The sequence below is a fragment of the Paraburkholderia sp. BR13439 genome, assembly GCF_040948805.1.
In the GTDB taxonomy this organism is placed as follows: domain Bacteria; phylum Pseudomonadota; class Gammaproteobacteria; order Burkholderiales; family Burkholderiaceae; genus Paraburkholderia; species Paraburkholderia youngii.
Window position 1 is genome coordinate 441,516 of the sequence record NZ_JBFPKN010000004.1, and the last position, 21,890, is coordinate 463,405.

At 64.1% G+C, this 21,890-nt stretch carries 16 protein-coding genes; 13 read left to right on the forward strand and 3 right to left on the reverse strand.

Translation table 11 applies throughout. The features are described from left to right. Window positions 1–43: 43 nt before the first annotated feature. Window positions 44–934 (reverse strand): 2OG-Fe(II) oxygenase, encoded by an 891-nt coding sequence (locus AB3X96_RS11315; RefSeq protein ID WP_368589773.1) that lies wholly within the window; start codon window positions 932–934, stop codon window positions 44–46. A 439-nt stretch (window positions 935–1,373) separates the two neighbouring features. On the opposite strand from AB3X96_RS11315, the gene AB3X96_RS11320 reads away from it, so the two are divergent. The 13 genes from AB3X96_RS11320 (at window position 1,374) to AB3X96_RS11380 (ending at window position 20,496) form a co-directional block, all read left to right on the forward strand. Next, on the forward strand, window positions 1,374–2,645 hold the full coding sequence (locus tag AB3X96_RS11320) for an efflux RND transporter periplasmic adaptor subunit (protein ID WP_368589774.1): 1,272 nt from the start codon (window positions 1,374–1,376) through the stop codon (window positions 2,643–2,645). A 15-nt stretch (window positions 2,646–2,660) separates the two neighbouring features. Then, window positions 2,661–5,786, forward strand: coding sequence for an efflux RND transporter permease subunit (locus AB3X96_RS11325; RefSeq protein ID WP_368589775.1), 3,126 nt, complete (start codon window positions 2,661–2,663; stop codon window positions 5,784–5,786). Beyond that, on the forward strand, window positions 5,783–9,097 hold the full coding sequence (locus AB3X96_RS11330; protein WP_368589776.1) for an efflux RND transporter permease subunit: 3,315 nt from the start codon (window positions 5,783–5,785) through the stop codon (window positions 9,095–9,097). Before AB3X96_RS11325 ends, AB3X96_RS11330 begins: the two co-directional genes overlap by 4 nt. Next, complete coding sequence (locus AB3X96_RS11335; protein ID WP_368589777.1) at window positions 9,094–10,722, forward strand: efflux transporter outer membrane subunit; 1,629 nt, start codon at window positions 9,094–9,096, stop codon at window positions 10,720–10,722. Before AB3X96_RS11330 ends, AB3X96_RS11335 begins: the two co-directional genes overlap by 4 nt. Before the next feature lie 10 nt (window positions 10,723–10,732). Next, on the forward strand, window positions 10,733–11,356 hold the full coding sequence (locus AB3X96_RS11340; protein ID WP_176106903.1) for a chromate transporter: 624 nt from the start codon (window positions 10,733–10,735) through the stop codon (window positions 11,354–11,356). Between the two features lie 42 nt (window positions 11,357–11,398). Beyond that, the gene (locus AB3X96_RS11345) at window positions 11,399–11,935 is read left to right on the forward strand and encodes a chromate transporter (protein WP_368589778.1); all 537 of its coding nucleotides are present in this window, start codon (window positions 11,399–11,401) and stop codon (window positions 11,933–11,935) included. A 236-nt stretch (window positions 11,936–12,171) separates the two neighbouring features. Continuing rightward, on the forward strand, window positions 12,172–13,569 hold the full coding sequence (locus AB3X96_RS11350) for a PLP-dependent aminotransferase family protein (RefSeq protein WP_368589779.1): 1,398 nt from the start codon (window positions 12,172–12,174) through the stop codon (window positions 13,567–13,569). Between the two features lie 182 nt (window positions 13,570–13,751). Then, window positions 13,752–14,783, forward strand: a complete 1,032-nt coding sequence (gene eutB, locus AB3X96_RS11355; RefSeq protein WP_368589780.1) for a hydroxyectoine utilization dehydratase EutB — start codon at window positions 13,752–13,754, stop codon at window positions 14,781–14,783. Continuing rightward, complete coding sequence (locus AB3X96_RS11360; protein ID WP_368589781.1) at window positions 14,780–15,784, forward strand: cyclodeaminase; 1,005 nt, start codon at window positions 14,780–14,782, stop codon at window positions 15,782–15,784. The genes eutB and AB3X96_RS11360 overlap by 4 nt, the downstream gene beginning before the upstream one ends. Window positions 15,785–15,837: 53 nt before the next feature. Next, on the forward strand, window positions 15,838–16,863 hold the full coding sequence (gene doeB, locus AB3X96_RS11365) for a N(2)-acetyl-L-2,4-diaminobutanoate deacetylase DoeB (protein WP_368589782.1): 1,026 nt from the start codon (window positions 15,838–15,840) through the stop codon (window positions 16,861–16,863). 7 nt (window positions 16,864–16,870) lie between these two features. Continuing rightward, window positions 16,871–17,362, forward strand: coding sequence for an Lrp/AsnC family transcriptional regulator (locus tag AB3X96_RS11370; RefSeq protein WP_368589783.1), 492 nt, complete (start codon window positions 16,871–16,873; stop codon window positions 17,360–17,362). A gap of 168 nt (window positions 17,363–17,530) precedes the next feature. After that, window positions 17,531–19,054: an NAD-dependent succinate-semialdehyde dehydrogenase gene (locus AB3X96_RS11375; protein ID WP_368589784.1), complete on the forward strand. Its 1,524-nt coding sequence runs from the start codon at window positions 17,531–17,533 to the stop codon at window positions 19,052–19,054. Between the two features lie 44 nt (window positions 19,055–19,098). Then, window positions 19,099–20,496 carry an aspartate aminotransferase family protein gene (locus tag AB3X96_RS11380; protein ID WP_368589785.1) on the forward strand — a complete coding sequence of 466 codons (1,398 nt, stop codon included), beginning with the start codon at window positions 19,099–19,101 and terminating at the stop codon, window positions 20,494–20,496. Between the two features lie 160 nt (window positions 20,497–20,656). On the opposite strand, the gene AB3X96_RS11385 is transcribed toward AB3X96_RS11380, so the two are convergent. Both AB3X96_RS11385 and AB3X96_RS11390 read right to left on the reverse strand, forming a co-directional pair. Further along, entirely contained in the window at window positions 20,657–20,974 is a 318-nt protein-coding gene (locus AB3X96_RS11385) for a glycoside hydrolase family protein (RefSeq protein ID WP_368589821.1), read from the reverse strand. A 121-nt stretch (window positions 20,975–21,095) separates the two neighbouring features. Then, entirely contained in the window at window positions 21,096–21,500 is a 405-nt protein-coding gene (locus AB3X96_RS11390; RefSeq protein ID WP_368589786.1) for a hypothetical protein, read from the reverse strand. Between the last annotated feature and the right edge of the window lie 390 nt (window positions 21,501–21,890).

The following is a 21,890-nucleotide window of genomic DNA, read 5'->3' on the forward strand; positions in this document are numbered from 1 at the left end:
GACCAAGGCTCGCACGAGCCGTCCCCGCTTCGGTCGATCCTTCTCAAGCCTGAATGCGCGGCACGAAGCGCCGCGTGCGAATCCATTTGGTCGCCACCCACTTGTCCCCTGACCGCAGCGGCGCGCTCGCGTGCAGCGAGCTCGGATCGCACATCCCGTAGCGGTTGCCGTATTCGAAGTAGAGCGCATGCCCGCGCTGCGGCACGACCGACCAGCCGAGCTGCGGAAACACCGTCTCACCGCCGCCTTCCACGTCTTTCAGATACATCAGCAGCGTGCCCATGCGCTGGCCGCTGCGGGCGATCGACTCGCGATTCGCTGCGTTGCCCGTCATCAGATAGTCGACGTGCGGCGTCGACTCCGCGCCTTCCTCATAGTGAAGCATTTGCAGGCCTTCGCCGTTCTCGACCGGCGTCGCCGTCAGTTCCGCGATGCGCGCCTCGATGCGCGCGATCAGCGGCGTCTCGCCCAAACGGAAAAACATCCCGAGACTGCTGCGATGAGCGGCGATCACATCGCGGCCGGTCACCGGATCGACGACGGCCGAGCGGTCCAGCCGCGGCTGTGCGAGCGCGATCAGCTGCTCGCATTCGTCGGCACTCAGGAAGTTGGCGAGGTGCACGGCGGCCGGTCGTTGCAGCCGCGACAGCACGCGCACCTTGCGCTCGCCGAGCTGGATCAGAGGACCTTCGGGCACGCGCAGCGGCTCGGGCTGGTAGCTGAGCGGCGCGCCGCCGACTTCGAGCTTGTCGCCGGGCAGCGCCATGCCGTACAGGAACGCCGACGCGACCGCCTCGACCATCGCCGCGGCCAGCTCGGCCGCGTTGTTGCGGCTCACCAGTTCGTTGACGATCGCTTGCGGCGCGACGCCGCGCGAAAGATTGGCGGCGATCCAGTCGCGGACTTCGGCGGGGAAATTGACGGTGATGGACATCGGGGCGAGCTTGTGGGGTGTCGTGACAGTCGCGGCGCGCGACGCTGGCTCGCGATGATATCGGACGAATGTGACGACTCTGGACGGACGGCCCGGTTTTCATTTGGCTGTCGTCTGTTACCGCATGTTGCGCTGTCCCGCCGCGCTCAAAACTCGACCCATGCGGATGTCCGCCGCCCGCGCGCCGCCTGATCGACACCCCGATCCTTTCACCCGCCAACATGTTGCACCCCTGTAACTCAAGCCCTGCGCAAGCCGGCTACATTCACGCATGCCCCACGCCAAAGTCGCGTCCCGCTTTCTTACGTCTTCATAACAACAGGACCCGAGGGCTTCGACTGATGACAACGCGCGCGAACCGTGTCACTTTTGCGCAGTCCCGTCAGAGGACGAGCTTCCAGCCGAATCTCGACACCAATATCCGTTCCCGGAGATCAACATGAGCGAAACCGTGTCCCCGCCGCCAAAGCGCTCGCGACGCGGGCTCATCATCTTCGCGGTTGTCCTGCTCGTGCTGGTCGCGCTCGTCGTGGTTCATCTGCTGACGCGCAAGAAGCCAGCGCGCGAGAACGCGGCGATCGTCGTCACCGTTGCGCAGGCGACGCTCGGTTCGATGCCGGTCACGCTGAGCGAGCTCGGCACCGTCATTCCGATCGCGACCGTGACCGTGCTGCCGCAGCTGAGCGGCTATCTGACCGAGGTCGGCTATCACGAAGGGCAGGAGGTGCAAAAAGGACAGTTCCTCGCGCAGATCGATCCGCGCCAGTATCAGATCAGCAAGCAGCAGGCGCAGGCGACGCTCGCGAAAGACCGCGCTTTGCTCGCGCAGGCGCGCGCCGATCTCGAGCGCTATACGCAGCTGAACGAGCGCAAGTCGATCGCGCAGCAGACCTACGCGGATCAGCAGTTTCTCGTGCAGCAGGACGAAGCGGCGGTGAAGGTCGATCTCGCCAACATCGCCCAATTCGATCTCGACCTCGCGTATTGCCGTATCACCGCGCCGATCGCGGGCAAGGTCGGCTTGCGGCTCGTCGATCCGGGCAACTACGTGACCGCATCGTCGACGACCGGCATCGTCGTCATCACGACCGTGAAGCCGACCACGGTGCAGTTCACGGTGCCGCAGGATTCGCTCGCGTCGATCGTGCAGCGTCTGTCCACCGGCGCGAAGCTGCCGGTCACCGCGTATTCGAGCGACAATTCGCGCGAGATCGCGACCGGCACGCTGTACGCGGTCAGCAACCAGATGGCGACCGCGACCGGCACCGTGACGTTGCGCGCGACCTTCGCGAACGACGACGAAGCGCTGTTCCCGAACGAGTTCGTCAACGTGAAGCTGCTCGTCGACACGATGCAGAACGCGGTGCTCGTGCCGACCGCCGCGGTGCAGTCCGGCGCGCCGGGCGACTTCGTCTATCTGGTCAATCCGGACAGCACTGTGTCCGTGCACAAGGTCAAGCTGGGCCCGAGCGACGGCAGGAATACGGTGATCGAGTCGGGTCTCGCGGCCGGCAACCAGGTCGTGACGGACGGTACGGATCGTCTGAACGACGGCGCGAAGATCCAGCCGGCGCATCAGAAGTCCGCCGCCGCGGCAAGCGGCGCGGCCGCCGCCGGCCCGAAGGCGCCCGCCGCGGCGTCCGAAGGAGCGCCGGCGTCGAGCGCGGCGGCATCGCCCGCGGCGGCCGCGTCAGAAGCCGCTTCGTCGTAACGGACCGCCGCGCCGATGAACATTTCCCGCCTGTTCATACTTCGCCCGGTCGCGACGCTGCTGTTGATGATCGCGCTCGTGCTCATCGGTCTGATCGCGATGCGCGTGCTGCCGGTGTCGTCGCTGCCGAACGTCGACTATCCGACGATTCAGGTGCAGACCTTCTATCCGGGTGCGAGCCCGACGGTGATGGCGACCACCGTGACGGCGCCGCTCGAAGTGCAGCTCGGCGAGATTCCGGGCCTGCAGCAGATGACCTCGTACAGCTCGGACGGCGCGTCGGTGATCACGCTGCAGTTCGATCTGTCGCTGAACCTCGACATCGCGGAGCAGAACGTGCAGCAGGCGATCAACGCGGCGAACAGCTATCTGCCATCGGGCCTGCCGGCGCCGCCGACGTACGCGAAGGTCAATCCCGCCGACCAGCCCATTCTGACGCTCGCGGTCACGTCGAAGTCGATGTCGCTGACGCAGCTCGAGGACGTCGCGAACAATCGCCTCGGCACGAAGATCTCGGAGGTGTCGGGGGTCGGCGTCGTGACGACGAGCGGCGGCAACGTGCCCGCGATCCGCGTCGAGGCCGACCCGCACAAGCTCGCCGCCTACGGCCTCAATATCGACGATCTGCGCACGCTGCTCAGCTACGTGAACGTGAGTCAGCCGAAGGGCAATTTCGACGGCCCCGATCTCGACTACACGATCAACGGCAACGATCAGATCACCGACCCGAAAGACTATCTGGACACGGTGATCGCCTATCAGAACGGCTCGCCGGTCTACATGCGCGACGTCGCGCGGGTGAGCCAGGCCGCGCAGGACGTCGAGCGCGGCGCGTGGTACAACGGCTCGCCCGCGATCGTGCTGAACGTGCAGCGCCAGCCCGGCGCGAACGTGATCCAGACGGTCAATCAGATCATGAAGGTGCTGCCGCAGCTCGAATCGACGCTGCCGGCCGGCATGAAAGTGACGGTGGTGTCGGACAGTACCGGCGTGATTCGCGCGTCGGTCGCGGACGCCGCGTTCGAGCTGATTCTCGCGATCGTGCTGGTCGTCGCGGTGATCTTCGTGTTCCTGCGCAACGTGCCCGCCACTGTGATTCCGAGCATCTCGGTACCGGTCTCGCTGATCGGCACGCTCGCGGTGATGTACCAGCTCAACTATTCGATCGACAACCTGTCGCTGATGGCGTTGATCATTGCGACCGGCTTCGTGGTCGACGACTCGATCGTGATGATCGAGAACATCGTGCGCTATCTGGAAGAGGGCATGTCGCCGCTCGAAGCCGCGCTCGAAGGCGCGGGGCAGATCGGCTTCACGATTCTGTCGCTGACGATTTCGCTGATCGCGGTGCTGATTCCGCTGCTGTTCATGGGCGGCGTGATCGGGCGCCTGTTCAGCGAGTTCGCGGTGACGCTCGCGGTAACGATCGTGATTTCGGCGGTCGTGTCGCTGACGGTGGTGCCGATGCTGTGCGCGCGGATGCTGCGCGCGCAGGCCGAGCGGCATCCGAGCCGCTTCGAGCGCATCAGCGAGCGTCTGTTCGACAAGACGCTTGCTGCCTACGAGCGTGGCCTGCGCTGGGTGCTCGACCATCAGACGCTGACGCTGATGGTCGCGGTCGCCACCGTCGTGTTGACCGGCATCCTGTATGTGGTGATTCCGAAGGGGCTATTTCCGGTGCAGGACGTCGGTGTGATCCAGGGCATCAGCGTCGCCGACAACTCGGTGTCGTACGCGGCGATGGTGAAGCGGCAGAGCGCGCTCGCCGATGCGGTCCTGAAGGACCCGGACGTGGTGTCGCTGACGTCGTACGTTGGCATCGACGGCACCAACGCGACGCTGAACAACGGCCGCTTCCTGATCAATCTTCGCGACAAGGACAAGCGTTCAGACAACGCGCAGGAAATCGCGCGCCGGCTCGCGCAGGAAGTCGCGCATGTGCCGGGCGTGAAGCTTTTCATGCAGCCCGAGCAGGACCTGACACTCGACACGACCGTGTCGCCGAACCAGTACAGCTTCGTGTTGCGTGGACCGAGCCAGCAGGCGTTCCAGAAGTACGTGCCGGAACTCGTCGCGCGTCTGAAGCAGATTCCGTCGCTGTCCGACGTGCAGAGCGACCTCAACACCGACGGCCTCAGCGTGAACGTCGAAGTGAACAGGCAACTGGCCGCGCGCTTCGGCATCACGCCCGCGACGATCGACAACGCGCTGTACGACGCGCTCGGCCAGCGCATCGTGTCGACGATCTTCGAGCAGTCGAGCCAGTACCGCGTGATTCTGGTCGCGAAGCCGGAGTCGATGCCGACCGTGCAATCGATCGGCAATCTGTATCTGCCGAGCCAGACCAGCAGCACGGGTCAGGTGCCGCTGTCCGGCATCGCGAAGATCGAGATCAGGAAGGCCCCGCTCGTGATCAGTCACCTTGCGCAGTTCCCGTCGGTGACGATCTCGTTCAATCTCGCGAAGGGCGCGTCGCTGAGCACCGCGGTCAAGGATATTCACCAGGCCGAGCAGGCGATCGACCTGCCGCCGTCGATCACGTCGTCGCTGCAAGGCGCGACCGCGGCGTTCGAGGATTCGCTATCGAGCGAGGTCTACCTGCTGATCGCCGCGCTCGTTGCCGTGTATATCGTGCTCGGTGTGCTGTACGAGAGCTTCATCCATCCGGTCACGATCCTGTCGACGCTGCCGTCGGCGGGCATCGGCGCATTGCTGTCGCTGATGCTCGCCGGGATGGATCTCGACGTGATCGGCATCATCGGTATCGTGCTGCTGATCGGCATCGTCAAGAAGAACGCGATCATGATGGTCGACTTCGCGCTCGACGCCGAACGCAATCACGGCAAGGCGCCGCGCGAGGCGATCTTCGAGGCGTCGCTGCTGCGTTTCCGCCCGATCCTGATGACCACGCTCGCGGCGATGCTCGGCGCGCTGCCGATGCTGCTCGGCACCGGCACCGGTTCGGAACTGCGCCGCCCGCTCGGCCTCGCGATCATCGGCGGTCTGACGCTGAGCCAGGTGCTGACGCTGTTCACCACGCCGGTGATCTATCTGTTCTTCGACCGGATGGCCACGCGCGTGAACCGCTGGCGCGCCGAGCGCGCTAAGCGCAACGCAGGCGGCGCGGAGGGCACGCGGTGAACATCCCGGCGCTCTTCATCCGGCGACCGGTCGCGACGACGCTGCTCGCGATCGCGATCCTGATCTCCGGCACGCTCGCCTATTTCCGCATGCCGGTCGCGCCGCTGCCGAACATCGCGTTTCCAGTGATCGTCGTGCAGGCCAACATGGCCGGCGCGAGCCCGAACATCATGGCGTCGACGGTGGCCGAGCCGCTCGAACGGCGGCTCGCGACGATCGCCGATGTCGAGGAGCTGACCTCGATCAGCTACGTCGGCTCGTCGATGATCATCGTCGAGTTCGGTCTGAAGCGCGACATCAATGGCGCCGCGCGCGACGTCGAGGCGGCGATCCAGGCCGCGCGCGCCGATCTGCCCACCACGCTGCGCAGCAATCCGAGCTACCGCCAGTACAACCCGGCCGACGCGCCGATCGTGGTGCTGTCGCTGACCTCGGACACGCTGACCAAAGCGCAACTCTACGACTCCGCCGATTCGGTGATCCAGCAGCAGTTGTCGCAGGTGCAGGGCGTCGGCCAGATCACGCTCGGCGGCGGCGCGTTGCCGAGCGTGCGCGTCGAGTTGCAGCCGGGCAAGCTCAATAGCTACGGCATCGGCATGGAAGACGTGCGCGCGGCGATCAGCGCGGCCAATGCCGACAGCGCGAAGGGGCATATCGACGTCGGCGATCAGCGCTACGTGGTCACCTCGAACGATCAGATCACGCACGCGGCGCCGTATCGCGACCTCGTGGTCGCGTATCGCGACGGCGCGCCGGTGAAGTTGCGCGACGTCGCCCAGGTGCGCGACTCGAACGAAAATATCCGCAATGCCGGGCTTTTCAACGGCAAGTCGGCGATTCTGGTGATCGTCTATCCGATGCCGGGCAGCAACGTGGTCAGCACCGTGCAGCAGATCCGCAACGTACTGCCGGCGATCGAAGCGACGTTGCCGAGCAGCGTGCACGTGGATGTCGCGATCGATCGCTCGCAGTCGGTCACGTCGTCGGTCGGCGATACCGAGCGCACGCTGTTCATCGCGGTGCTGCTGGTGGTCGGCGTCGTGTTCATCTTCCTGCAGTCGCCGCGCGCCACGCTGATTCCGGCGGTCGCGTTGCCGCTGTCGATCGTCGGTACCTTTGGGCCGATGTATCTGCTCGGCTATAGCATCGACAACCTGTCGCTGATGGCGCTGACCATCGGCACCGGCTTCGTCGTCGACGACGCGGTCGTCGTGCTCGAAAACGTCGTGCGGCACATGGAGCTGGGACTGAGTCCGAAAGAGGCCGCGGTGAAGGGCGCGGGCGAAGTCGGCTTCACGGTGATTTCGATGAGTCTGTCGCTGATCGCGGTGTTTCTGCCGATCATTCTGTTTCCGGGCATCGTCGGACTGATGTTTCATGAGTTCGCGATCACGCTGTCGATCGCGATCCTGATCTCGCTGGTGATCTCGCTGACGGTCACCCCCGCGATGTGCGCGTACGTGCTGAGCCGCGACAACACGGGTCATTCGAAAGCGCGCTGGGCGCAGTGGATCGAGCGGCAGTTCGATCGCTTCAAGGATGTCTATGCGCGCTCGCTGACGGCCGTGCTGGATCATTCGCTGCTGGTGATCCTGCTCCTGTTCGCGCTGCTGGTTGGCAACGTGTTCATGCTGAAGCTGGTGCCCGCCACCTTCTTTCCCGAGCAGGACACCGGCATCGTGATCGGGCAGATCATCGCTGATCAGAGCATTTCGTTCACCGCGATGCAGAAGAAGCTCGCGCAGTTGCAGTCGATCGTGCAGAGAGATCCGGCGGTGCAGTCGGTCGCGGGCTTTACCGGCGGACGCGCGCTCAATACCGCGAACGTGTTCATCGAGTTGAAGCCGCTATCGCAGCGGCACGCGACGGCCACCCAGGTCGTGAACCGCCTGCGTCCGAAGCTCGACGAAGTGTCGGGCGCGCGGCTCTTTCTGCAGGCGCAGCAGGACTTGCGCATCGGCGGGCGGCAATCGGCGGCCGAGTACCAGTACACGCTGACGAGCGACGATTCCGCCGCACTGTTCGCGTGGACGCCGAAACTCGTCGTCGCATTGTCGAAGGAGCGAGGGCGGCTGCTCGACGTGAACTCCGACTTGCAGCAGAACGGCCTGCAGACCTACCTGACGATCAATCGCGCGACCGCCGCGCGCTTTGGCTTCGCGCCGAACCAGATCGACAATGTGCTGTACGACGCGTTCGGCCAGCGCACCGTGTCGACGATCTATAACCCGCTGAACCAGTACTTCGTGGTGATGGAGGTCGCGCCCGAGTACTGGCAGTATCCGGAGACGCTGAGCCAGATCTATCTGAGCGCGTCCGCGGGTAATCCGGCCGGCACGGCCGCGACGCAGATGCCGCATGGCACGGTGTCGGCGACGACTCGCGCGACCACGGCCAGCGCATCGTCGAACACGAACTCGCGCAACTCGGACGCGCAGTCGAACGCGACCAACAACAGCATCGCCAATAGCAAGGGCGGCAGCTCGACCGGCAGCGCAGATAGTACGGCTGCCGAAACGATGGTGCCGCTTTCGGTGCTGACGTCGTACAGGAACAGCCATACGTCGACGCAGGTGAACCACCAGAGCGGGCTCGTCGCCGCGACGATCTCGTTCAACCTGCCGGCCGGCGGGTCGTTGAGCCAGGCAGGCGCGGCGATCAACGAGACGATCCGCGACATCGGCATGCCCGCGAGCATTCACGGCTCGTTCGCGGGCGCGGCGGCGGCCTATTCGCAGTCGCTGGGCGTGGTGCCGCTGCTGATTCTCGCGGCGCTCGGCGTCGTCTACATCGTGCTCGGCGTGCTGTACGAAAGCTCGATCCACCCGCTGACGATCCTGTCGACGCTGCCGTCCGCGGGCATCGGCGCGACGCTCGCGCTGCTGATCTTCGGCACGCCGTTCTCGGTGATCGCGATGATCGGCATCATCCTGCTGATCGGTATCGTCAAGAAGAACGGCATCATGATGGTCGACGTCGCGATCCAGTTGCAGCGCCACGACCGGATGCCCGCGCGCGACGCGATCCACGCGGCCGCGCTGATCCGTCTGCGGCCGATCATGATGACGACGTTCGCGGCCGTGCTCGGCGCGGTGCCGCTCGCGATCGGCATCGGCCAGGGCGGCTCGCTGCGCCAGCCGCTCGGTATCACGGTGATGGGCGGGCTGATTCTGAGCCAGATGTTCACGCTCTATACGACGCCGGTGATTTATCTGTATCTCGACCGCCTGCGCGCACGGCTGGTCAGATGGTCCGCGGGGCTGCGCTGGAACCGCGACGCGACGCCGGGACAACCGGGTACGAAGGCATGACGATGAAGATTTCTTCTGAACGAATGACGGGGCCGCGCGCCGGGTTGCCGGGCGTCGCGACGCTCGCCGTCGCGCTGCTCGCGCTGTTCAACGCCGGCTGCATGGTCGGCCCGGAATATCACCGGCCGCAGGTCAGCGTGCCCGCCACGTACTCGGAGCTGCCGGGCTGGACCCAGGCCGAGCCGAACGCGACCGGCCCGAAGGGCACGTGGTGGACCTCGTTCAACGATCCGCTGATCGACGAACTCGAACCGCTCGTCGCGGTGTCGAACCAGACCGTGCGCGCGGACTACGCGAACTACCAGCAAGCGCTCGCCGAAGTGCGCGCCGCGCACGCGGCGCTGTTCCCGACGATCGGCGCAACCGGCTCGGCGACGCGCGAACGCGCGAGCAGCGGTTCGGTCAGTGCAGCGGGAAGCTTCGTCAATGGTACGTCGACGCGCATCGTCAATTCGGGTTCGCTGGAAGGCAACGTGAGCTGGGCGCCGGACCTGTGGGGTCAGGTGCGCCGCACCGTCGAGGAAAACGCCGCGAGCGCGCAGTCGAGCGAAGCGACGCTCGCGAATGCGACGCTCTCCGAGCAGGTCGCGCTCGCAACGGCGATCATCGAATTGCGCACCAGCGACGCGAACATCGACCTGCTGCAGCAAACGGTCGTCGCATATCAGCATTCTCTCGACGTCGTCACCGAGCAGGATCGCGCGGGCACCATTCCGCCGAGCGACGTGATCACCGCGCGCAGCCAGTTGAATACCGCGAAGTCCGATCTGATCGCGCTCGGCGTCGCGCGCGCGCAGCAAGCGCATGCGATCGCGGTGCTGGTCGGCAAGAACCCGGAGGAGCTGTCGATCACGCATAGCACCGCGATGCCGGCGCTGCCGTCGGTGCCGGTCGGCGTGCCGTCGACGCTGCTCGAACGCCGGCCCGACATCGCCGCCGCCGAACGCAAGATGGCCGCGCAGAATGCGGCGATCGGTGTCGAGGTGGCCGCGTATTACCCGGACATCTCGCTGTCGGCCGCGGCGGGTTTCACGCAGTCGCCGCTGTCCGGTCTGCTGAAGGTCGCGAACTATGTGTGGTCGCTCGGCGGCAGCGCGACCCAGACGCTGTTCGACGGCGGCCTGCGCAGCGCCAACGTCGATGCGGCGAAGGCGGCCTACGACTCGGCCGTTGCCAACTATCGCGGCACGGTGCTGGGCGCGTTCCAGAACGTCGAGGACGATCTGTCCGGCCTGCGCATTCTCGCCGAGCAGGCGGACGTGCTCGAAACGGCGGTGCGCGATGCGGACCGAGGCGCGGAGATCGCGTTCAACGAGTACCAGGCGGGCACCGTCGATTACACGACGGTCGCGACCGCGCAAGCGACGCAGCTGACCACGCGGCAGACCGCGCTGAACGTGCAGGAATCCCGCTTGCTGCACGCGGCGTCGTTGTTTGGCGATCTGGGCGGCGGGTGGTCGACCGGTGAGCTGCATGATCCGCGGCATCCGGCGGCGGCTGCATCGCCGGCTGCGTCTGCGGCTTCCTCGCCGTCGGCTGCGTCTGCTCCATCGGCTGCGTCAGCGGGGACATCTGCGGCTATCATGCCGGGCGCGCGGCAAGCGCGGCACGATCAAAACGACTAAGGACGAGCAATTGGCCAAAGGCATCCACGGGCACCACGTCAGCGGCCCGGTATCGGCACCCGAAGATGACGCGCCACACCACACACCGCCTCGCGATGTGACCTCGCTGGGCCTCTTTCTGATCTTCGCTCGCATCGGTCTGACGAGTTTTGGCGGCGGCTTGAGCGGCTGGTTCATGCGCGAGTTCGTGCACGACCGGCACTGGATGAGCGAAGACGAATTTCTCAACGGCCTCGCGTTGTCGCAGGCGCTGCCCGGCGTCAACGTGAAGAATCTGGCGATCTGGATCGGTTACCGGCTGCTCGGTTGGCGCGGCGCCGTCGCGGGATTTTTTGGCATCATTTTTCCGGCCGCCGTCGTGATCATTCTGCTGGGCGCGTTCTTTTCGGCGATCGCGTCGTTTCCGCTCACGCATATTGCGCTCGCTGGCGCCGCGGCCGGTGCGATCGGGCTGTCGCTGTCGATGGCGATCACCGCGGCGCGCCGCTTGCCGCGCCGCGTGTTTCCCTATCTGGTGCTGCTCGCGACGTTCGCGGCCGCCGCGGTGTTTCGCGTGTCGCTGGTGTGGACCGTGCTGATCGCCGGCGCGTTGAGCGTTGGCTACGAGTACGTGCGCGAGGCGCGCCAGCCCTGATCGGCTTTTGTCGCACAAGTCAAACCCACTAAAGCTTCCGCCGTGCTCAGAACTCTTATCGCGCTGTTTTCGGTTTTCGCGCCGCTGTCGCTCGTCACCGTCGGTGGCGGGCAGGGGATCATCCCCGAAGTGCAACGCCAGGTCGTCGACGTGCATCACTGGATGACCCATGCGCAATTTCTCAGCGACTTCGCGATCGCGCGGCTCGCGCCCGGTCCCGGCTCGTTGCTTGCGACGCTGATCGGCTATCAGGTCGGCGGCGTCGGCGGCGCGCTCGTCGCAACCGTTGCGCTTTTCGGGCCAACGGCGTTTCTGATGTATGGCGTCGTGCACGTGTGGAATCGACACGAAGGCGCGCGCTGGCTGAATGCGTTGCAGGCTGGGCTGCGCCCCGTGGCCGCCGGGCTGATTCTCGCGGCCGTCTATGTGCTGATCAAGGACCTCGAAGGCGGATGGATTGCGTGGCTCACCGCGGCCATCGCGACCGTGCTCGTGATGAGGACGCGTATCAATGCATTGGTGCTGATCGCGGGAGGGGCGATCGTTTTTGTGCTGATGCATTTTGCGGGGTTGCTGTAGCGCGGGGGAACACAACTACCTTCGCCAGTCGAGACGTTCAGTATCTGACGCGATTTCCCGCCGTGACTGTGCTCAGGCGATGAACCAAAAAATCGCCTGCATCCCGCCCCACATTTTTTCGCCCCAATTGCTCTAGGACAATTATTTTCCGCCCCGTTTTTGCCTCACTATTGGAGATCAGGCAAGACGACACGACTTCAAACGGAGCCGGCGTCGCGATAAACGGAGGAGCAACGGTGATCGAGCAATGGCGCGAGGCCGTGCGCGCGGTGCACGGCGTGGAGTCGAAATACAAGCGGCTGGTCAAGGCGATTGCCGGCGACATCGAGAACACGTCGCTGCCGCCGGGCGCGCGCCTGCCGCCGCAGCGCGACGTCGCCGCCGAACTCGCGATCAGCGTGCAGACCGTGACCAACGCATACAAGGAACTGGAGCGGCAAGGGCTGATCCGCTGCGAGGTAGGGCGCGGCAGCTTCGTCGCGGCGCGCGTCACCGAAACGATGTCGAGCTACATGCTCGATACGGCCGAGCGCTCGGTGGTCGATTTTTCGATCGCGCGCATCATTCACACCTCCGAGCACGATGCGATGTGGCGCAAGGTCTGCGCGACGCTCTCGACGCTCGACGATCAGCCGTGGATTCGCGCGTTCCGGCCGATCGCGGGCTTCGAGCATCATCGCCAGGCGGGCATTGCGTGGCTCGCGTCGCTCGGCATGCCGGCTTCGGCCGATACGCTGCTCGTCACCAACGGCGCCGCGCACGGCATCTTTCTCGCGCTTGCTTCGCTGGTGGGACCGGGCGACACCGTGCTGTGCGAAAGCCTGACGGATCACGGCGTGATAGGTTCGGCCAACGTGCTCGGCTTCACGCTGAAGGGCCTCGAAATCGACGAGTACGGCATACACCCCGAACACTTCGAGGAGATGTGCGACAGCGAGCGCATCTCCGCGCTCGTCTGCACGCCGACGCTGAACAACCCGACCGTCGCGCTGATGCCCGATTCGCGGCGTCGCGCGATTGCGAAAATCGCCGAACGCTACGGCGTCTACGTGATCGAGGACGACGTGTACGGCCCGTTGCCCGCCAAACATTCCACGCCGATTTCGAGCCTGATTCCCGATCTGTCGTTCTACTGCACGAGCTTGACGAAGTCGGTGATGGCCGGTTTGCGCATCGGCTATCTGACGACGCCGCGCCGGCTCGCGCTGCGCGCCGAGAGCGTGCTGCGCGTGAGCAGCTGGATGGCGACCCCGCCGATGGCCGAGATCGCCACGCGTTGGATCGTCGACGGCACGGCCGCGCGGCTCGTCGAAATTCAGCGTGAACGGCTCGGGCGGCGTCAGGCGCAATTGCAGCAGACGCTCGGTAAATATGTCCTGGGCGCGCATCCGCAGGCATTGTCGGCATGGTTGCGGGTGCCCGATCACTGGCGCACCGACCGGCTGGTGCGCGAACTGCGCAACCGCGACATCGCGGTGACGTCGCCCGATCCATTCCTCGTGCGCGACGCGGACCGGCCTAATGCGGTGCGCGTTTGCGTCGGCGCCGAGGTTAGCGAAGACACCTACAAAACCGCGCTCGAAACGATGCACGATGTGTTCGAGCAATACCCGCAGGTGCACGACTTCACCTGATCGCGCGGGTGCGCGAATTGCGTGCACTCTGACCGAAATGAACTAGGACAATAGAAATCCTTTTTTAGAACACTAGACTGGGCTGCATGGAAAACGATGCGGCCGCGAATCACTGCGTTTATCTGCGACAGCCGTGCCCGCATCGAATAGCGAATCGACCACTTTGATGCAGGGCCTCGCGCATGTCCGTTCCATCGTCAGCCGATCTGTCGTTAGCCGACATTTACCGCGCGCGCAGCCGTATCGACGGCCGCGTGTGCCGTACGCCGCTCGTCGAATCACCGAGCCTGTCGGCGCACGCCGGCACGCCGGTCTATCTGAAGCTCGAAACCGTGCAGCCGACCGGCAGCTTCAAGCTGCGCGGCGCGACCAATGCGCTCGCGCAACTGGCCGAGCAGGGCTGCACTCGCGTGGTGACCGCATCGACCGGTAATCATGGCCGCGCGCTCGCGCATGCGGCGCGCGCGCTCGGTATCGACGCAACCGTGTGTCTGTCGCGCCTCGTGCCCGCCAACAAGGTCGATGCGGTGCGCGCACTCGGCGCGCACGTACGGATTACCGGCCAAAGCCAGGACGAGGCGGAGCACGAAGCATTGCGACTCGCGCGCGAAGAAGGTTATGCCTACGTGCCGCCATTCGACGATCCGCGCGTGATCGCTGGACAAGGGACGATCGGGCTCGAAATCGTCGAGGCCTTGCCCGACGTCGCGAACATCGTCGTGCCGTTGTCGGGCGGCGGGCTGTTTGCCGGCATCGCGCTCGCCGCGAGAAGCACGAGTGCCGCGATCGGTTTGACCGGCGTGACGATGGCGCGCGGCGCCGCGATGCACGCGAGTCTCGCGGTCGGTCAGCCGGTGCTGGTCGAGGAAGTCGATACGCTGGCCGATTCGCTCGGTGGCGGCATCGGACTAGAAAACCGCTACACGTACGCGCTGACGCGCGATCTGATCGACGAAACCGTGCTGCTGGATGAGGCGTCGATCGCGCGCGGTATCGCGCATGCGTATCGGCAGGAACGGCTCGTCGTCGAAGGCGCGGCGGCGGTGGGGATTGCCGCGGTGCTCGATCGCGCGCTGCCCGCTGAGCGCATCGCACGCGGGCCGCTCGTGCTCGTCGTGACGGGCGCGAACATCGATATGGATCTGCATCGGCGGATCGTCGGCAACGAAACATCGCAAGCCGCACCGCCACCGAACCCACATACCGCATCATGACCTCGATCACGCTCCTTGGCGAAGCCGAGCTTCGCAATCTCGTGCCGCTCGATCTCGCGGCTATCGACCAAATCGAAGCCGCCTTTGTCGCGCTCGCGACCGAAGCGGTCGCGATGCCGCCGATCCTGCGGCTCGATCTGCCAGCGCATAACGGCGAAGTCGATGTGAAGACGGCATGGCTGCCGCGCCTCGACAGCTTCGCAATCAAAGTCAGTCCGGGCTTTTTCGATAACCCGTCGCTTGGTTTGCCGAGCCTGAACGGCCTGATGCTGGTGCTGTCGGCGAAGACCGGATTGACCGAGGCGGTGCTGCTCGACAACGGCTATCTGACCGCGATACGCACGGCGGCCGCCGGCGCGGTCGCGGCGCGCTGGCTCGCGAAAGCCAACACGCCGCACGTCGCGGTGATCGGCGCGGGTGAGCAGGCGCGCCTGCAACTGCGCGCCCTGATGCTGGTGCGCCGCGTCGAACTCGTACGGGTGTGGGCGCGCGACGCGGCGAGCGCGCTACGTTTCTCAGCAGAAGCGAACAACACGCTCGGCGTGCGCTGCGACGTCGCGGCCAGCGTTCACGACGCGCTCGCCGAAGCGGACGTGGCGATCACGACGACGCCGAGCCGCACGCCGCTCATCGAAGCCGCCGATCTGCATCCGGGCCTGCACATCACCGCGATGGGCTCGGACGCCGAACACAAGAACGAAATCGCGCCGGCCGCGCTCGCGGCGGCGCGCTACGTGTGCGACCGCGCGCAGCAGACGCGGGTGCTCGGCGAACTGCATCACGCGATTGCCGCGGGCACGATGCGTGACGATGCGGCGATCGTCGAATTGGGTCAGGTGATAGCCAAACAGGCGGCGGGCCGCACGAGCGACACCGACGTGACGATCTGCGATCTGACCGGAACCGGCGCGCAGGACACCGCGATTGCCGCGCTCGCCTTGCAGCGCGCGCGTGCCGCGAAGGCGGGGACGACATTTGGCAACGGCGCGCCGCTGAAATGACGCGCGATCAACGGTAAAACGCCGCACAAGCGGCTCACGAAGGAGTAGCACAGATGCGGGCATCCCCGATTCAACCGACGGTCGATTTCAACGCCGACGGCGAACAGCATGGTTTCCTGAAGCTGCCTCATTCTCACGATGTCTCCGCGTGGGGCGCGGAGATGATCCCCATCACCGTGATCCGCAACGGCGAGGGACCGACCGCGCTGCTAACGGGCGGCAATCACGGTGACGAATACGAAGGGCCGATCGCGCTGTCGAAGCTCGCCGCCACCTTGAAGGCGAGTGACGTACGCGGGCGCGTGATCATCGTGCCCTTCATGAATTTTCCGGCGTTTCGCGCGGGCACGCGCACGTCGCCGATCGATCGCGGCAATCTGAATCGCAGCTTTCCGGGCAAGCCGGATGGCACCGTGACCGAGAAGATCGCCGATTATTTTCAGCGCTATCTGCTGCCGCTCGCCGACTATGTGCTCGATCTGCACGCGGGCGGCCGCACGCTCGACTTCGTGCCGTTCGCCGCGATTCACGTGCTGCCCGACGCGACGCAGCAGGCACGCTGCGAAACGGCGATGCGTGCGTTCGGCGCGCCGTACTCGATGCGGATGCTCGAGCTAGATAGCGTCGGGCTCTACGACACGGCCGTCGAGGAAGCCGGCAAGGTGTTCGTGTCGACCGAGCTTGGCGGCGGCGGCACCGCAACGGTGCAGAGCGTGGCGATTACCGAGCGTGGTGTGCGCGGCTTTCTGCAGCATGCGGGGATCATCGAGCAGGACGAATCGAGCCGTAACGCGCCACGCACGACCACGCTGCTCGATATGCCCGATGGCAGCTGCTACACGACGAGCGAGCACGATGGTCTGCTCGAATTGTGCAAGGACCTCGGCGAGATGGTCGATAGCGGCGAGGTGATCGCGCGGGTTTACGATGCGAATCGCACCGGCGCCGCGCCGATCGAATATCGCGCGCGACGCGCGGGCATGCTCGCCGCGCGGCATTTTCCGGGGCTCGTGCGGATCGGCGATACGGTTGCGGTGGTCGCCGACGTGCTCGAACGTGGCATACCGGTAACGGTCTGAACGCGCGATGAAATTCGACCGCTACGATCTCGCGATTCTGCGCATTCTCGCGCGCGACGGACGCATCACGAAGTCGCGCCTCGCCGAAGAAATCAATCTGTCGATTTCGCCGGCATGGGAGCGCGTGAAGCGCCTCGAAGAAGAGGGCGTGATTCGCGGGTATCGCGCGGATATCGATTGGGTGCGCGCGTTCAAAGGCAGCCGCGTGGTGGTCGAGGTGACGCTAGCGCGTCATACCGCGCCGGACATGCGGCGCTTCGAGGAGCGCATCGCGGCCGCGCCCGAAGTCGTGCAATGCCTCGCGACTGGCGGCGGCGTCGACTATGTGATCCACGTGCTGTCGCGCGATATCGACCACTATCAGCGCTTCATCGATACGTTGCTCACCGACGAATTGGGCATCGAGAAGTACTTCACTTATATCGTCACGAAGGTGGTGAAAAGCGGCGCCGAAGGACTGCCTGATTGGGCGGAACAATCGATTGGCGAGAACGGTTGAATGGCGCGATAAGTGCGGTCCAAATACGGTCAAAAGTCCCGCCCGAAAAAACATCAATCACGCGGCGAATTGCAGAAAAAACGCAGTCTTCCAACCGCGACAACAAAAAAATCCGCAGTGCCCGAGGACCTACAGTGATAGCAGAGACATCGCACACAGGAGGTCGTCATGTTGCTGGGTCATCCGGTCCTATTCAAATCGCTGTGCTACGTGGATGGACGCTGGGTCCATAGCGCGAGCGCCGCGAGCGTCGCAGTGCAGAATCCCGCGAATCAGGAAGTACTCGGCCATGTGCCGATGCTCGACGCGGCGCAGATCACCGCCGCAGTCGATGCCGCGCAGCGCGCGTTCGACACGTGGCGCTGGGTGCCGGTCGCCAAACGCTCGGCGCTGCTATTGCGCTGGCATGAACTGATACTGCGTCATCAGCAGGATCTCGCTGCGATCCTGTCGCTCGAACAGGGCAAGCCGCTTGCCGAAGCGCGCGGCGAAATCGCGTATGGCGCGAGCTTCGTCGAATGGTTCGCGCATGAAGTGCGGCGCCTGAATGGGCGCACGATTCCGACGCATATCGATGGCGCGCATCTTGGCACGATCATCGAGCCGGTCGGCGTCGCCGCACTGATCACGCCGTGGAATTTCCCGTGCGCGATGCTCACGCGCAAGGCCGCTGCCGCGCTGGCCGCAGGTTGCACGGTGGTCGCGAAGCCCGCGCACGAGACGCCGTTCTCCGCACTCGCGCTCGCGCAACTCGCCGAAGAAGCCGGCTTTCCCGCAGGCGTGTTCAATGTGGTGCTCGGCGAGCCGCAAATGGCGATGGAAACGCTGGTTTCCGATAGCCGCGTGCGCTCGGTCAGCTTCACCGGATCGACGCGCGTCGGTGCACTGGTGATGCAAACGGCCGCGCAGGCAGGCATCAAGAAGACCGCGCTCGAACTGGGCGGCAACGCGCCTTTCATCGTGACCGAAGATGCGGACCTCGAACAAGCCGTGCGCGTGGCGGTTGCTGCGAAGTTCCAGACCTCGGGCCAGGACTGCTGCGCGGCGAACCGGATCTTCGTCGCGCGTTCGTTGTATGAAGCGTTCGTCGCGCAATACAGCGATGCCGTGAGGGCGTTGAAAGTGGGCAATGCATTCGACCCGCACGTGGACGTGGGCCCGCTGATGCACCAGGCCGCGTTCGACTCGACCGTGCAGCGCGTCGCCGACGCGCGCGAGAAGGGCGCGCGCATCACGGTGGGCGGCTCGGCGCACGAGCGCGGCGGCTGGTTCTTCGAGCCGACCGTGGTGGCCGATGCTGCGCCCGGCATGCGCATCTATGACGAAGAGAACTTCGCGCCGATCTCGGCGGTCACGCCGTTCGATTCGCTCGACGAAGTGGTCGAACGCGCGAACGACACCGAGTACGGACTAGCCGCCTACGTCTGCGCGAAAGAGCTGAACACTGTGTTTCAACTGATCCGCCGACTCGACTTCGCGATGGTGTCCATCAACGGCGCTAAGTTTACCGGCGCGCCGATTCCGTTCGGCGGCATCAAGTCGTCGGGGCTTGGACGCGAAGGCGGCGTCGAAGGCTTCGAGCCGTTCGTCGAGACACGTTATTTCTGCCTTGGCCAGCTCGGCTTGCCGGTCAGCGACAGCGCTCCCGCTCGTGCCGCGGCACACGCGATGGCGACGGACGCAACGGCCTGAACCTACTGATTCATTCATCAAGACATCACACGAAGGAGCGACCCATGACTCAATTCGATCAACTGCTGAGCGCCGATCGCGCACACTTCATGCATCCGTCGACGCACGCGCACGATCACGCGAGCGGCGCGCTGCCGGGCCGGATCGTGACCGGCGCGAAGGGCATCCGTATCGAGGACCATCAAGGCAAGTCGTTTATCGATGCATTTGCCGGCCTTTACTGCGTGAACATCGGCTACGGCCGCACCGAAGTGGCAGAGGCGATTTACGAGCAGGCGAAGAAGCTCGCGTACTACCACACGTATGTCGGCCACTCGACCGATACGATCATCGAGCTGTCGTCGCGCATTATCGACTGGTCGCCGAAGGGCATGAAGAAGGTGTACTACGGCTTGTCGGGTTCGGACGCGAACGAAACGCAGATCAAGCTCGTCTGGTACTACAACAACGTGAAGGGCCGCCCGAACAAGAAGAAGATCATTTCGCGCGACCGCGGCTATCACGGCTCGGGTATCGTCACCGGTAGTCTCACGGGCTTGCCGAGCTTCCATCAGTTCTTCGATCTGCCGGTCGAGCGCGTGAAGCACACCGTGTGTCCGCACTGGTATCGCCGCGCGCCGGCGGGCATGAACGAAACGCAGTTCGTCGCATACTGCGTCGATGAACTCGAAAAGCTGATCGCGCGCGAAGGTGCTGATACGATCGCGGCCTTCATCGGCGAACCGGTGATGGGCACGGGCGGCATCGTACCGCCGCCGGCCGGTTACTGGCCGGCGATCCAGCAGGTGCTGAAGAAGCACGACATTCTGCTGATCTGCGACGAAGTGGTGTGCGGCTTCGGCCGGCTCGGCTCGAAGATGGGCGCGCAGCACTACGGCATTCAGCCGGATCTGATCACCGTCGCGAAGGGTTTGACGAGTGCGTACGCGCCACTGTCGGGCGTGATCGTCAGCGAAGGCGTGTGGGATGTGATCGATAAGGCATCGCAGGAATCGGGCGCGTTGGGGCATGGCTGGACGTATTCGGGCCATCCGATCTGCGCGGCCGCGGCGCTCGCCAACCTCGACATTCTGGAGCGCGAGAACCTGACGCAGAATGCGGCGCAAACCGGCGCTTATCTGCTCCAGCAATTGCATGCGGCGTTCGACTCGCATCCGCTCGTTGGCGAAGTGCGCGGCGAGGGTATGCTGGCCGCGCTGGAGTTCATGGCCGACAAGGATCTCCGCACGCCGTTCGATGCGGCGCTGAAGGTCGGGCCGCGTGTGTCGGCTGCCGCGATGCAGCGCGGACTGATCGCGCGGGCGATGCCGCATGGCGACATTCTCGGCTTTGCGCCGCCGCTGGTGACGTCGCGCAGTGATGTCGACGAGATCGTCAAGCTGACGCGCGAAGCGGTGGATGAGGTTGCGTCGCAGGTGTTTGCGCCGGCTGCTTCGCTTTGATGAACTGAGGTGTGAGAAAGCCCCGGCTGCTGGGATGTGGTAGGTGGTCGGGGCTTTTGTTTGCTTCGGGTGGTGGTGGCGCTATTGCTTCATGATCGCCCACGGCGCTAGAGCCGCCGCGATAGGATTCATCGCGACCATCGCCTACGATGACGAAAGTCTAGTCAATTGTCCCACCGTAGTTTTTGTATGGCAAAGAAAATGCCTCATAGGTAGCGTAGGGCTGCTTATAGCGGCCCGGCAGTCCTTTACCCTGCGGTAGAGCCGCCCATCTGCGGGACGCGGCTGACAACGCAGTTTTGATATCCCCAGATTTGAGCGAGCCAATTACTCCAATCGAACGAAGAATCTCGATGGCGAGAATGTCTTGGGTATGAGGGCTGAAATCCTTTAGCCCATTTTTTTCGCTCATTTCGCGCCACGTATCAATGTTTATTTGATATCGACCTGCGGCGGTGATTCCGCTTCTCCATTGGATTCCTCAAGAACTTTCAGGCGATGTCGGGATACTTAACCATCGAAACTGACCACGTCAACAGCTTTAAATCGAGATAAGACCGTCTTGAAAAACATTGACGGCGACTGCTACGAAGAACCTTTCATTTACTTCGGGCGGAATTGGTGCGAGGCGGTTCAATTTCGATAGAATCCAACGTTTCGCTGACCGATCGTGTTTCGCGCAGATCACCGCCCACGATTTCGTGCTGGTGTCTGTCGAGAAATCGGATCTTCGTGTCGATTATCAACGTAACTGGGACGTCACCGTGGGAGCTATGCCACACGGCTTGAAATTTATACGGTCCGATCCGAGCGCCGCCCATATGCGGCATTGTCGCGCTATCTATCCTGTCTCCCCATCCCGTATCCGTAACTGAAAAGTTTTCAGTTATGAACTGTTCAAATTGAGCGCGCGGCCTGAGCATTGGAACAATGTCGCCGTGAAAACTGACCGATCTATCCGCATGAGCGGTCGGAATCAATAGCGCTCCGACGAGCGTAGCCATAAATCTTTGAGCACAGATCCTTTTATTCACGATTCAAGACCCAGAAGATCTGGACGAGCATGCCTTTAAATCTATGCCGTGCTTTAGTCCTTCCGGAACGGACTCCGGTTGACCTTGTTCCGCAGGTCGTATCGTCACACTATCGATATGCTCTTCAATGCGGACTGCCTTAGGCAAATTTCCATTGACCTTCCTGCCGCGCGAGTCGATGAAATCTATACGCGCGTTTATCGTCAGAACTACTGGTTTTGAACCTGAATTCCCGCGCCAGTTTGCCCACATCGAGTAAGGCCCGATTCTCGAACCCCCTAAAGCTTTCGATTGAACGTCTCCAATTCGCGTTCCCATTGGATCGCTGACGATATCGAAGTTGCAGAGAACGAGTTCTCT